12 protein-coding genes are annotated in these 12777 nt (G+C 59.8%); 6 read left to right on the top strand and 6 right to left on the bottom strand.

The features are described 5' to 3' along the window. Positions 1–1891, bottom strand: a 1891-nt coding sequence (locus VFV96_04160; GenBank protein ID HEU5069592.1) for a hypothetical protein, incomplete at its 3' end; no start/stop codon positions are given. 331 nt (positions 1892–2222) lie between these two features. On the opposite strand from VFV96_04160, the gene VFV96_04155 reads away from it, so the two are divergent. Together VFV96_04155 and VFV96_04150 are read left to right on the top strand one after the other, a co-directional pair. Further along, entirely contained in the window at positions 2223–2813 is a 591-nt protein-coding gene (locus VFV96_04155; GenBank protein HEU5069591.1) for an FkbM family methyltransferase, read from the top strand. A 116-nt stretch (positions 2814–2929) separates the two neighbouring features. Beyond that, positions 2930–3592, top strand: a complete 663-nt coding sequence (locus VFV96_04150) for a class I SAM-dependent methyltransferase (GenBank protein HEU5069590.1) — start codon at positions 2930–2932, stop codon at positions 3590–3592. A gap of 102 nt (positions 3593–3694) precedes the next feature. Here VFV96_04150 and VFV96_04145 read toward each other — a convergent pair whose 3' ends face one another. Then, complete coding sequence (locus VFV96_04145; GenBank protein ID HEU5069589.1) at positions 3695–4828, bottom strand: glycosyltransferase family 2 protein; 1134 nt, start codon at positions 4826–4828, stop codon at positions 3695–3697. Between the two features lie 190 nt (positions 4829–5018). Here VFV96_04145 and VFV96_04140 point away from each other — a divergent pair, with 190 nt between their 5' ends. Further along, entirely contained in the window at positions 5019–6044 is a 1026-nt protein-coding gene (locus VFV96_04140) for a glycosyltransferase family 2 protein (GenBank protein HEU5069588.1), read from the top strand. Here the strand turns inward: VFV96_04140 and VFV96_04135 are convergent. The 3 genes from VFV96_04135 to VFV96_04125 form a co-directional block, all read right to left on the bottom strand. Beyond that, positions 6041–7069 carry a glycosyltransferase gene (locus VFV96_04135; protein HEU5069587.1) on the bottom strand — a complete coding sequence of 343 codons (1029 nt, stop codon included), beginning with the start codon at positions 7067–7069 and terminating at the stop codon, positions 6041–6043. The two genes, VFV96_04140 and VFV96_04135, sit on opposite strands and share 4 nt — an antisense overlap. A 234-nt stretch (positions 7070–7303) precedes the next feature. After that, positions 7304–8413: a glycosyltransferase family 9 protein gene (locus VFV96_04130; GenBank protein ID HEU5069586.1), complete on the bottom strand. Its 1110-nt coding sequence runs from the start codon at positions 8411–8413 to the stop codon at positions 7304–7306. 21 nt (positions 8414–8434) lie between these two features. After that, positions 8435–8959 carry an adenylyltransferase/cytidyltransferase family protein gene (locus tag VFV96_04125; protein HEU5069585.1) on the bottom strand — a complete coding sequence of 175 codons (525 nt, stop codon included), beginning with the start codon at positions 8957–8959 and terminating at the stop codon, positions 8435–8437. A gap of 98 nt (positions 8960–9057) precedes the next feature. On the opposite strand from VFV96_04125, the gene VFV96_04120 reads away from it, so the two are divergent. Together VFV96_04120 and VFV96_04115 are read left to right on the top strand one after the other, a co-directional pair. Next, positions 9058–9828 carry an enoyl-ACP reductase gene (locus tag VFV96_04120; GenBank protein HEU5069584.1) on the top strand — a complete coding sequence of 257 codons (771 nt, stop codon included), beginning with the start codon at positions 9058–9060 and terminating at the stop codon, positions 9826–9828. After that, positions 9825–11129, top strand: a complete 1305-nt coding sequence (locus VFV96_04115) for a hypothetical protein (protein ID HEU5069583.1) — start codon at positions 9825–9827, stop codon at positions 11127–11129. Before VFV96_04120 ends, VFV96_04115 begins: the two co-directional genes overlap by 4 nt. An 8-nt stretch (positions 11130–11137) precedes the next feature. On the opposite strand, the gene rsmB is transcribed toward VFV96_04115, so the two are convergent. Then, positions 11138–12490: a 16S rRNA (cytosine(967)-C(5))-methyltransferase RsmB gene (gene rsmB / locus VFV96_04110; protein HEU5069582.1), complete on the bottom strand. Its 1353-nt coding sequence runs from the start codon at positions 12488–12490 to the stop codon at positions 11138–11140. Between rsmB and VFV96_04105 the strand changes: the two genes are divergently transcribed. Then, a partial coding sequence (locus VFV96_04105) for a hypothetical protein (GenBank protein ID HEU5069581.1) occupies positions 12489–12777 on the top strand: 289 nt, incomplete at its 3' end. The genes rsmB and VFV96_04105 overlap by 2 nt on opposite strands.

Raw genomic sequence — 12777 nt, 5'->3', positions numbered from 1 at the left:
GGAACTGCAAGGTGGATTCAAAAGCCTTCAAATCCACCGGCTCACGCGGCATCTGCACGATGTCGAGGCTTTGAATGTTGTAGTAGGGAAAATGTTGCTGCATCCATTCGATGCGGTAGATCTGGTCAAGCAGGGATAGTTGCGGCGGGGACCGAAACGGCAACGCCGCCACCCGATGCTCGTATGGCTTGGTTCGCAGAAAATCGATGACCGGGTTGGCCGCATACTTGTCGGGATAGTTCCAATATACGATCCACGGCAGGTTGGCCCGGCCCAAGTCAACCACCAGCAGCCCGCACACCAGGAGGCCGCTCCAGTTGAAACCGGCGGCCAGCAGGCGGCCGCGCATCGCAAACCAAATCAAGGCCACCCCGACCGACACCAGCACCCAGAACCAGCCGACCTGGCCAATGCTGAACTGCGCAATGGCCGCGGCATCGCCCGCGCTGAACCCTTGCGTCTGCACGTATCGCTCCAACGCCGGACGCCACTGGGCATACAACAGCCAGCCCAGCAGCACCACCGCGGGCGCCACCAAGCTGAACGTCCCCCAGCGTCGCCGAAACGAGGTATCGCCCCCCCGGGCTCCCGCCGGGACAGATGACTTGCCCGAGCCGAACCGCCAAATCCCTTCGACGCCGAACGCCGCGAGCGTAACCAGGGCAAATTCCGCGAAGAACAAAAACTTCGTTGGGTTCCGGATGGTGGAAAAATACGGGAGTGCGTAAACGATTTGATAGAACGGAGCGAATCGACCAAATCCAAGCAGTAAACTCACCACCAGTGTGGCGAGCCAAAACCCGATCCATTTCCGTTCGAGTTCCGAATAGATGGAGCGCTTTCGCTGAATCGCTTGAAACAAAGCCCAGGCGGCCAGCACGCACACCACCGCGCCGGCATAAAAGCCGGACCCGCGGTAACGTGCCCCAAAATTGGCGTTGCTCTTGTTCTCCTCCCAGCCCGGACTGCGACCAACCTCCCCCCAGTATTGACCGCCCCCCGGCGTATCCATGCGGTAACCAAACAACCCCGGGACCACAAGATCCAGCGCCTCCTTCTTGGGCAGACTGAATTGCGTGGCCCAGTTCCATTTCTCAGCCTTGGTTCGACTGTCCTGACTCGTGCCCGCAATGCCGACTATTTGCGTGCTGACCAGTGTGGACAAGGCCTGCGCCGCGATAAAAGCTGCAAAGAGGGCAACAATGGCGACGCTCATCAACCCACGTCCAAGCCGCTTTATGGCAGGCCCGCTGCCAGCCACAAACGCCTTGAAGCAGACGAAGCCAGCCACAAACACGCTGAATAACGCGCCGATGTCCGCCGCCTCCATCACGTTCATGCCCACGCACAGGCCGGCCAGCACCAGTCGCGTCAGGCGCAGCGGCCACGACATTTCTTCGGTCAGGCCCTGCACCAAGGCCAGCGCCATGAAGACCATTCCAAACGCAATGGCATGCGAGGCCACACCCCAGCAGGCTTCGGAAAAAAAGGCAGAATTAAGGGCGGCGGCAACCGCCCCCACCGTGCACGCCACCGGTGAAAGCTTCATCGCCCGGAAGAAAGTCCACGCTCCGACGCCCAAAATGGCGAGGCTGATGGGCGCGAAGAATTTCGAGAAACCGACAGGGCCAAGGAAAGATTTAAGCAGACACGTAATATCAAGAGGAAACGCCCCGGTGCCGTAGCCCGTATGGTTCAAATCATTCCAAACGCCGAATATGCCCGCCGGCAGGCTCGTCCAGGCTGCGTTTTGCTGTCCCAGCGGGCCATCATTTGAGAAATGCACATAGCCGGGAAGAAAGCTCCGGCCAAAGAGCAGACACAAAAGAATAATGATGAGCGCCGGCCCGAAAAAGGGTGAGCGCGTGATTTTCGCAAGGTCAACTCTCATGACGTGGGCAACGCAAACAGTTTCCCCCTCTGACATGGCCCCGGGGAGGATTGTTCAAGGGCAACGGCGGGCAAGTTGGCACCTCGGAGATTCACCGACAAGCTGATTCCAGCTGTCGCGCCCGGCACCCGCAGCAGGCAAAATTTCCCAAGTTGGTCCAGTGCGCATCCGGTCGCATGGTCGCGGATTTGGGGCGCCAGACGGGCGCACAGACAAGCATGCGCGGGCCGGGCGGCATGGATTTAGATTGCGACCGTGATGTGGCTTTGCTTTTCTCCGTTCATATTTATCGCTGTCCCCCCGAAGCATGGACGTCCTGAACAATCTTGCGATGCGGCTGAATTTCGCGATTCGGCGACACCCCTCCCGATGGCTTTATACGGATCGGATGCTGGGGAGTTATGTGGACCCGCATGAAGCCCCTTACTTGACCCGCACGTGGGCGAACGGCCCCATTTGGGATGTTGGCGCGTCCGTTGGCAAATACACGGCCATGCTGGCCACCAGCAACCCGGCGACAAAAATCTTCGCGTTCGAGCCGAACCTGAACTCGCTTTACTACCTCGGGTATCGCACGGCCAGGTTCGCAAATGTTGTGATTGTCCCCAATGCACTGACTGCGGACGGCGGCTTCCTCAAGGGCAGTTATGATCCGGATTTCAATGGACAGGCAACGGGCCCCGTCGTGGCGACAATTTCACTGCGCGACGCGACTGAAAAATTCGGCCGGCCCGGCTTCGTAAAGATTGACATTGAGGGCGGCGAATACTCCGTTTTTGAAAGCGACGAGGCGCAGTTACTGATGAATTCCACGATTCTGGTTTCCTGGCATCCCAGAATCGCCGGGAAAGCGATACCAGAAGTCAAAGGTTGGAAGAATACCCGCCTGTCCACGGACATTTCGCTCTTGGAACCGATGTAGAACCATGGCCACGCGCGGCGTATGACAGCGTCCGCATTGCCTGATGCCGACACATTCAAAAATCCATTTCAACTGGTTGAACTTCTGCACGGTAAAGCACCACCCTGTGCTAGTTTATGAGCCGACAACATTTTAACATTTGGCGCGAAGCGCTTCCCAATCCGTCCTTCTTCTCGTTGATCATTGAGATCCGCCGGACACTGAAGGACTGCACCACCGTTTTGGACTTGGGATGCGGCGACTATTCGCCGATGCGGTTTCTGCACACGGCGCATCTGACGGGAGTTGACGGTTACGAGCCCTCATTGAAAAAGGCGCAGAGCCGCGGCACGCATGATGAATATCACCTCGCTGACGTGCGGAAGGTCGACCAACTTTTTCAGAACCGCAGATTCGACGCCTGCATCGCGCTGGACGTCATCGAGCACTTACCCAAGGAGGATGGCTGGACCATGCTGGCGGCCATGGAGCGCCTGGCCACCAAGCGCGTCGTTATTTTCACGCCGAACGGATTTGTTCCGCAAAAAAGCAAAAACGGCGACTTGCAGGAACATCTTTCAGGCTGGCAGGCCGATGAAATGCGACAACGCGGCTATACCATCATCGGAATGAGCGGCCCCAAATCACTTCGGGGCGAATATGCGGCGCTCAAACACAAACCCAAGTTTTTTTGGGGCATGGTTTCAATTTTCGCCCATTGCCTGTTCACCCGCCGGCAACCCGAAAAATCCTTTTCCATTTTTTGTGTGAAGCATCTGGACGCCCCCCGCCCAAAGTAATGCTTTGGCTGTTGGGATGATGCTGCGCTCATCGCGAGCCAACCCATCATGCGAGGGCGGGATTGCTGGCACTCCCCGCTGCAACCCACTTCCCAAGCCGTGTCAGCCCGCAGTTATTCGCGGAAGGCCGCGCCGCCAAAGATTCACCACATCATCCCAGCGGTTCGGACGGAGGCGAAGAAAAACCAGCATCCCAAAATCGTTGCGGCGCCGCAGTCCGCGCATCCTGGAGCGCTCCGCCAGGATGTGGCCTCGGAGTTTCCAACAATCGACGACTGCATCCCAATAGGCCCGCCGGACGAACGACCAACGGCGAACCAGTAACAGACTGACAAGAGCCTCCAAAGCCAGCAGCCCAAGTTGAGGGACGACAAGCAACAGGAGCAAATGCTGCGCATTTTTGAGAAGCAAAAGCAGACTGTTGCGATTGGAATAATACCGCTTCGTGTCGCTGGTGCGTGTTTCAATGATTTTGTCACCGCCCGTCGGGTTGACGTTGGCACTTCCGCGATGGTGAAGCCGGGCTGCCGGAACCAGCCGAATTCTGGCTCCCGATGCCCAGACACGCCATGACAGGTCGTATTCATCCGCATACATGTAAAACACGGGGTCAAACCCTCCGAGTTGGTTGAACAATTCCCGCTTGATCAGGTAGGAACATCCTCCGGCGACAAAAACATCGGTGGCGACACGGGACGGCTTTTGCTGGCTCATCAGCCCGAACAGGTCAAAGCCACCGCCCCCCGCAGATTGAACCGAATCATCCTCGTAATTCAGCATCAGCGGCGTGGCCGCTTCCACACCCGCTTCCATTGCTGCAGCCAGCAGCGTCTCCAGACACTCAGGCTCCAACCAAGTATCGTTGTTCAAGAAGAACAACCACCGCCCCTGCGCGTGAGCCGCGCCCCGGTTGTTGCCCTCGCAAAAACCCAGATTGGCACCATTCTGAACCACCCGTCCGTTGCTCCATCCGCTCATCAATTCCGCGGCCAGTTGCGCCGAGGCATCCGGCGAGTTGTTGTCGGCAACGATCACTTCGATCTCCGTGAAGATCGTTTGCCCGTGTAGCGACTCAAGGCAGCGTTTCAACCATGGCGCGCCATTGTAGTTCAGAATAATGACACTGATCTGCAGAGCCTGTCCCGCTCCGGAAGGATCATCGTCAAATCGTGAACTTTTGGCATGCGCAGCGAGCATAAAGGCATTCCAGCAGTGCGCCGGGCGGGGGTCAAGCAAGCTCCTGAAAGAGTCTGAAAGAGCCCGGACCTCCACGCGGAGCCCTTTCAGCCGGCACCGGCATTGCCGCCGCAAGACCTGTCCGAAGCGCCGCTTTCAAGCTGCGCCAGAGACTACACTTTGGTAATTGATACGCACAATGACCGCACAACCGCCTTGCGAAACAAGACCAGCGCCTTTCGTTTCGATCTTGATCGTAAACTACAACGGCGCCTCTCTCTTGCGCCCTTGTCTGGACTCGGTGCGCCAGATCACAAAACCCAGCTTTGAGGTCATCGTGGTGGACAACGCATCCAAGGACGATTCATTGGAAGTGTTGAAGGAGTATCCGTGGGTGAAATGTGTGGTCAGCCAAACAAATCGTGGTTTTGCGGGTGGCAACAATCTCGGGCTTCCCCATTGCACGGGTGATCTGATTCTTCTCTTGAACAGCGACACCATTGTCACCCCGGACTTTTTGCAGGTGCTTTGCGACCATCTGGAAAAGCACCCCGAAGCCGGTCTGGTGCAGCCCCGCATGCTGTTGCCCAACCACGGAAACCGCCTGGACAGTTGCGGATCCTTTATGACGCGCTTCGGCTTCATGTATCACTATGGCTTCTTGAAGCCGGATTCCGGCAAATATCACATCAGCTATCCCGTATTCAGCGCGAAGGGAGCCTGTCTGCTTCTGCGTCGGGATGTGATTCAGCAGGCGGGTGGCTACTTGTTCGATGAAGAGTATTTCTGCTACTATGAGGAGACCGATCTATGCCATCGGGCGTGGCTGGCCGGCATCGAAACACACTACGTCGGTTCAACGGCCATCAAACATTTGATGGGGGCCACCTCGACCAGTTCCCAAAGCCGGGCGTTCGTCATGGATCACTTTTTGCGCAATCAACTGTTCAGTCTGGCAGCCAACCTGCAACCCCCCACCCTCTGCTGGTTGATGCCCTGTTATCTGCTGGTTTTTGGCAGCAGCCTGGCTGGCGCGGTTCTCACGGGCAAGTGGTTGCTGGCCCGGTCGCATGTGCGCGCGGTGGAATTTGTGCTGGCGCGCTTGCGAAAATTAATGCGCCAACGGGAAGTCAGCCGGAAAATTCGCCGCTGGTCAGACAGGGAGATTTTCCGCCGAACATTGCGCCACCCCTCATGGCGCTATTTTCTGCGCACCTTCCAAGGCCGGTTGGATGCGTTTGTGGATCAACCCCTGCCCGGTCCCTTTGCGCTTTAAGAGCGCTTCAACACCTGCGTCGGTTGCAAGCGTGCCTCGGCATCAGCCGTCTTGGGGCTTTGAAGATAGGTCAGCACCCCCCACGACAGTCCCACCAGGGAGGCGAGACAGGCGATCGGATGCCACAACCAACGAACATCCCGGGTCACCAGCAGCCCCCGAAGCGTATGATAAATCGGCCCGATCAACGTGGCGCAATACAAACAGGCCATCAACGGCGTGGCCTGCGGTTTCTGCGCTGTCCAACTCAGGGGGGACCGCGAGCGAAGACTGAGATGATGGTAGGCTTGCCGACGCCGTTTGCGGATAAAATCCACCAAACCCTTGACCAGATAGTGATGCACACCGCGGTTCTCGATTCGCAGCCATTCTCGTTTGCCGGCCAGAACCAGCTTCAATGCCACTTGGGTGTCTTCGAAGCTCTCCGATGCGCCAACCGATTCAAGATCTCCCCGCCGGTAGATGAATCCATTTGCCCCCAAGGGATAGGCGTATCGCTCACCCGGAAATCCCCATCGCTCGATCTTGCCCGTTTTGCCCAAGAACACCGGGTTCACGCTCATCAACCAGGAAATCGGGTCGCCAATGTGGAGTGTTTTGTTCAGATAATTACAGAAACTGCCCATCCTCGGTGACGCGGGGTAATAGCTCTCCACACCCAAAGCCTGGGGGTTGGCTTGCAGGGCCTCAACCGCCAGCCGCAAAAAATCCGGATGCGAAAGTTCATTGTCCGCATCCATGAAGGCGATAAAATCGCCGGAAGCCGCAGCCAGTGCGATGCGCTTGCCCTGTTCGGCAATTCGGAGGGGATTATCCAGAAGTCTCGCCCCGTATGATTGTGCCATCTCCCGCGTATTGTCAGCCGACCGGCCATCCGCCACCAGCAGCTCGATCGCAGCTGAAGGATAATCCTGGCCGCGAATGGACCGGAGGCAGTTTTCCAATATGCCGCCCGCATTCAAAACAGGAATGATGATGCTGACCTTGGGCGGGTGCTCGGCGTTCATGAGTTGGTAATCAGTCATGTGCGGACTTAATCCAAAGAGTTGTCATCGTGCCCAGTTTACCGCCGGCTTTGCCGCTTGGCCACCCCCGCGACGGCACGCCCTGTTTCACCCGGCAGGGCAACTCAGTCACAACTGCACAGCAGCGTGACGAAGAGTCTTCAATAAAGTGCCAGCAAGCGTTCATCACTGCGTCGCCCATTGAACACCATCCCGTCCGGAGTGGCAACGGAGCCTTGGCAAACAGATTGAGGGTCACCCCCCGAGCCATGGCCCCTGCCCCTCCAGCGCCTGGGCAAGGGCCCTGAAAACCGAATCGACAGTGACCGCTTCCATGATTTTGCGAAGTTCATTTTCTGATCCGCGGATGCCTTTGCCGTCGTAGCGATAGTAATCCAGATTCCGCCCATGCACGGCGGGATTGACCACCAGCTTGTAGGGACGTCCGTAGGGTTCCAGCGTCGGGCCGAACGCCATGGATTCGATAACTATCTGTTTGGGAACCTTCATCGCGGCGGCAAAGTGCATCATCGCGTTGTCCACGCTGAGAAACACCTCGCAATGTTTCATCAAGGCGGCTGCTTCCCGGATGCTGCGCGTCCTGGGCGCAACAAGGTTCGCATGTGCGGCGGCGGCAAGAATGCGTGCGTTGTCCTCCGTTTCCTCCGGGCCGCCAAACAGCAGCACGGTCACTTCGGGCCGGCTGGCGGTGAGCTTTTGGATGAGATTGATGTAATGCTCCAACGGCCAGCGCTTCATCCGCAGGTTCTTGGTTCGGCCGGAGCCAACGTGAATGCCCACCACACGCCGGCCGGCCAGCTTGTGCTCTTCGGCAACGCGCTGCGCAGCCGCAACTTCCTCCGGCGTCAGGAATAATTCATACGCGCGCTCCTTCGGCTTTACCTCTCTGCCGAGCAACGAAAGGAGCCGGAGATTATTGTCCGCGGAGTGGATTGAGTAGTCCTGCGGCAGGCTGTGCGTGATGAACAAATCGTCAAGAAACGTGGAGTTGTCGTAGGTGTGGCTCAGCCGCCACGTTGCGCCGATGATGCGGGCGACGATGCGGTATTCGATCTTGCTCTGCGGATGAGTGTTGATCGAGACGTCGTAGCGCTCCCCGCGAAGACCGGATATGAACTTGAGAAATGCCGCTGCGCCAACTTCGAAGGAATTGCATTGCTGCACGCGGCGCAGGTGGGGATTGCCCGCCAGCAGATCACGCGAGCCGGCCCAGAACACCAGCGCGTCAATCACCGCGTCCGGAAAACACGAGCGGAGTTCGCGCATTAGTGGCGTGGCAATGAGCGCATCCCCAATTCCAGCAAGGGCAATCACGAGAATCTTCCTGGGGAAATGGGCTGGCACAGTGTTCGGGGAACGGCGTGTTCAGAGCCGGGCAATTTTTGCCAGCATGGCGCTGGTGGACTTCCCGGGAACGTTGGCCAAAATCACCACGCGGCCACCCATCGACTCAACAAATCGCCGCTCATCCTGGTTGATGGTATCAATGGTGTAATCTCCGCCCTTGACGTAGATGTCAGGCCGGACTTGATCCAGAAAGCGCATCGCTGTCTGATCGGGGAAAACGCAAACTGCGCTGACACTTTCCAAGGCGGCCAGCACCAACGCGCGATCCGTTTCGCAATTGATGGGGCGTCCTTCCCCCTTCAAGGCAAGCACCCCGGCATCTCCCGTCACCCCCACCAGCAGCGCGTCACCTTGATTGCGGGCGGATTCCAGATAGGTCACGTGCCCCAGATGCAGCAGGTCGAAGCAGCCGTTGGTGACGACCAGGCGGCGGCCGGTCTCGCGGAATGCCTCCCGCCAGCGCGGCAATTCGTCCCAAGCAATCCATTTGTCCCGGAAATGCACGCCCGGATTCTGCGCGAGGCCGCAAATTCTTGGCAACATCCATTTCGCCGCCCGACGCCCGCTGTTCGTCCCTGTATTCGGCCTTGCGCGGCGGGCGACGTTGGCGACATCCTGCCGTGAACTTAACGAATACGTTTATGGGATTACTCGACGGCAAACTCGGCATTGTTTTCGGCGTCGCCAACAAACGCTCCATCGCCTGGGCCATCGCGCAGGCCTGGGCCAGGGAAGGCGCGAAACTCGCGTTTACCTACCAGGGCGAGCGCCTCAAGGACAACGTGGAGGAACTTGCCGGCACGTTCGGCGCCGACACGCTCATCCTGCCCTGCGACGTGACCAAGGATGAGGACATCGCCCGCGTCTTTGCCGAGGTTGGCCAGAAGTTTGGCAAGTTGCACCTGCTCCTGCACGCCGTGGCCTTCGCGCCCAAGGACGCGCTGGAAGGCGAATTCATCAACACCAGCCGCGAAGCGTATCGCATTGCCCACGACGTCAGCGCCTACTCGCTCGTCGCGCTCGCCCGCGGGGCGGCGCCGCTGATGACGGACGGTGGCAGCATCGTGGCCATGAGCTATTACGGCGCCGAGAAGGTCGTGCCGCACTACAACGTGATGGGCGTGGCCAAGGCTTCGCTCGAGGCCAGCACGCGCTACCTCGCGTATGATTTGGGTCCGAAGAAAATCCGCGTGAACTGCATCAGCGCCGGCCCCGTGAACACGCTCGCGGCGCGTGGCATTGCGGGCTTCACTGAAATGCTCAAGCACTACGAAGCCCACTCGCCGCTCAAACGCAACCTCGTGCCCGAGGAACTCGGCGCCACCGGCACCTTCCTCGCCAGCAACGGCGCAGCGGCGATCACCGGCCAGGTGATTTACGTGGACAGCGGCTACTCGATCATGGGCATGTGAGCGCCGCGTCGCGCCAGCCGGCCGCATTGAATTTCGGTCACCCACCCGAAACTCTCCGCTTCTGGCAGCGCCTCGTTCGCGAGGCGCTTCATCTTTCCGGCACCACGCCGCTTTACGTTTTCTCGGCGCAACCCGTCGCCGAGCGAATCACCGAGCTGGAGGCGGCGTTTATGGACGCTGGTTTCAGTTCCGCACTCCGCACTCCGCATTCCGCGTTCCCGCTGGTTCGCCACTGGCTTTCCTGCAAAACCCAGCCCCTCCGCCCCCTGCTCCGCTGGTGGCGCGGGCGCGGCGGCGACATCGAGGTGGTGAGCGAATTTGAATTGCGCGCGGCGCTGACCGAAGGCTTCACGCCCGGACGCATCCTGGTGAACGGTCCGGCCAAGCATCATTGGCTGCCGCGGCTGCCGTTGCGCGGATTGTCCGTGAACTTCGATTCCGCCGCCGAAATCAAGGCGTTGCTGCCACTGGCGAAGCGATTGAACTGGCGCGTCGGCGTGCGGATTTGCACGCGTGAGGAATTTGACCCGGAGAACCCGGAATGGCCGACTCAGTTTGGCTTTACACCGGACGAAGTGACGAAGGCGTTCAAGCAATTGCGGCGCGCGGACGTCGAGCCCGAGACGGTCCATTTTCATCTGCGCACCAATGTGGCGTCACCGGCCGTTTACGAGCGCGCGATTGCGGAAGTAGCGGCGGTTTGCCGTGCGGCGCGCGTCAGCCCGAAGTTCCTCGACGTCGGGGGCGGTCTGCCGCCGCGACACACGCGGTCGCGGGACGGGCAGGCGTATGACGTCGGCTGGCGTGGAGCGGCCGGGTTGTCAGAATTCGCCGCGACGCTGGCCCGCTCGGCCAAACTTTTTCCCGATCTGCGCGAACTCTGGCTGGAGAACGGGCGCTTCATCAGCGCGGGCAGCGGCGTCCTGGTGATGACGGTGCTGGACGTGAAGGAGCGGCGCGGCGGGCGGCAGCTCATCTGCGACGGCGGACGCACGTTGAACGCGCTCGTTTCCAACTGGGAACAGCATGAACTGCTCACGCTCCCGGAGCGGCGTGGTCCGCGCCGGCTGACGGCCGTTTACGGTCCGACCTGCATGGCGTTCGATCAACTCGCGCTGCGGCCGTTGCCGCGCGCCATTCGCCCGGGCGACCGGCTGGTGTGGCTGGAAGCCGGTGCATATCACATTCCCTGGGAGACGCGCTTTTCGCACGGCCACGCAGCGGTGCTGTGGCATGACGAACGCGGCCTGCGCGTCGCCCGCGAACGGCAGGATTTCGAGGAGTGGTGGAATTGGATGTGAGCGGGGCGCTATGCCTTCTGCACCAACCTCGCCGCATACGCGCCGTCAAAACCGTCCCGCATCGGCAGCAAGTCGCCGGATTCATCGAGGGTGAACGCGGGCTGGGCTTTCAGAAAGGCCTCGACCACGCCGGCGTTCTCCTCGGGCTCGAGACTGCACGTGCTGTAAACGAGCACGCCGCCGGGCTTCACCAAGGTCGCCGCACGGCGGAGGAGTTCGAGCTGTTCCTTGCGCAGGCGTTCGAGTTCCTCGGGCTTCGTGCGCCAGCGGAGATCGACGCGCCGGCGCAGGACGCCGGTGTTGGAGCACGGCGCGTCCACGAGCACGCGGTCGAAGGGCGTTGACAGTTGAGGGTTGATACTCGGTGGCGGGACAATCTCCACGCAGGTCACGCCGAGGCGTTCGCAGTTTTCTTTCAGCAACTCCAGACGCTCGGGCGAACTGTCGGTGGCCACCAGTTTGCCCTCGTTCTTCATGCGCTGCGCAATGTAGGTCGTCTTGCCGCCCGGCGCGGCGCAGAGGTCGAGAATGCGCTCGCCCGGCTTGGGCGCAAGCAGGTCCACGGCAAAAAGCGTGCTGGGGTCCTGCACGTAGAAGAAGCCGTTTTTGAAGCTGCGCATCTCCTCAATGGGCGGATGCGATTTGAACTCGAACACCAGGTTTTCCTCCAGCCAGTCCTTGAAGACGAAGTTGTAGCCCACGTTGTCGCTGCGCCAGAATTCGAGCAGCTTGCCGGGCTCCACCTTGAGCGTGTTGACGCGGGCAAAAACCTTCGCGGGCGTGTTGTTCCATTCCAGCAGTTTCAAGGTTTGCTCCATGCCGTAGCGTTCCTGCCAGCGCGCCACCAGCCATTCGGGATGCGAATAACCGGCCGCGGGGTTGCTGGTCTTCAACCCGGCCAGTTCGCGGCGGATCACATTGTCGTCGCGCAACGCGGTGCGAAGCACGGCGTTGATGAAACCTGCGTGATCGGCGTAGCGCAGCGCCTTGGCGGCCTCGACGGTCGCATGGACGGCCGCGTGCGGCGGGATGCGGTCGAGCCAGAAAATCTGGTAGAGACCGAGCCGCAAGAGAATTTGCACGAAAGGCTTCTGCTCGCGGCCCTGCGTCTGGCGGTGAATCAGCCAGTCGAGCGCGCCCTGCCAACGGACGCAGCCATAAACCAGCTCCTGGCAAAGGCCACGGTCCTCGGGATGCAGCCGGGCGCGCGCCAGGGCGCGGTCCAGATGCTTTTCGACGAAGCCGCCTTTGGACAGGCGTTCGATCAAAACCCGGGCGGCAATTTGTCTCGGATTGTCACTCAACACGGACTGAATAAATGCTTTTCCGGCGGCGGTGGCGAGCCTAAGATGCGGCTCCATGCGCGAAGAATTCGAGAAAATGGCCGCCGCCGGGAAGATTGAGGGACGTCATGTTGAGGCGCTCGTCAAGCTCGTCGAAAGCGGCTACTGCCAGCACAAAAGTTGGGGGTTCGGCCAGATCAAGTCGGTGGACCCCGTGTTTGCGAAATTTACGATCGATTTTCCCGGCAAACCCGGCCACACGATGGCCCTGACGTTTGCCGCAGAGTCGCTCAAGCCCATTCCGAAGGATCACATTCTCGCCCGCAAGGCCACCGACCCCGCGGGACTCCAGGAACTCGCGGCCA

Source organism: Verrucomicrobiia bacterium (assembly GCA_035765895.1).
Classification (GTDB): domain Bacteria; phylum Verrucomicrobiota; class Verrucomicrobiia; order Limisphaerales; family DSYF01; genus DSYF01.
This window is presented reverse-complemented; position numbering and strand designations above follow the sequence as displayed.

Coding starts and splice junctions, on each gene's coding strand:
- VFV96_04155 (HEU5069591.1), top strand. CDS start 2,223: ATGCGGCTGAATTTCGCGATTCGGCGACACCCCTCCCGATGGCTTTAT.
- VFV96_04150 (HEU5069590.1), top strand. CDS start 2,930: ATGAGCCGACAACATTTTAACATTTGGCGCGAAGCGCTTCCCAATCCG.
- VFV96_04135 (HEU5069587.1), bottom strand. CDS start 7,069: ATGACTGATTACCAACTCATGAACGCCGAGCACCCGCCCAAGGTCAGC.
- VFV96_04125 (HEU5069585.1), bottom strand. CDS start 8,959: ATGTTGCCAAGAATTTGCGGCCTCGCGCAGAATCCGGGCGTGCATTTC.
- VFV96_04120 (HEU5069584.1), top strand. CDS start 9,058: ATGGGATTACTCGACGGCAAACTCGGCATTGTTTTCGGCGTCGCCAAC.
- rsmB (HEU5069582.1), bottom strand. CDS start 12,490: ATGGAGCCGCATCTTAGGCTCGCCACCGCCGCCGGAAAAGCATTTATT.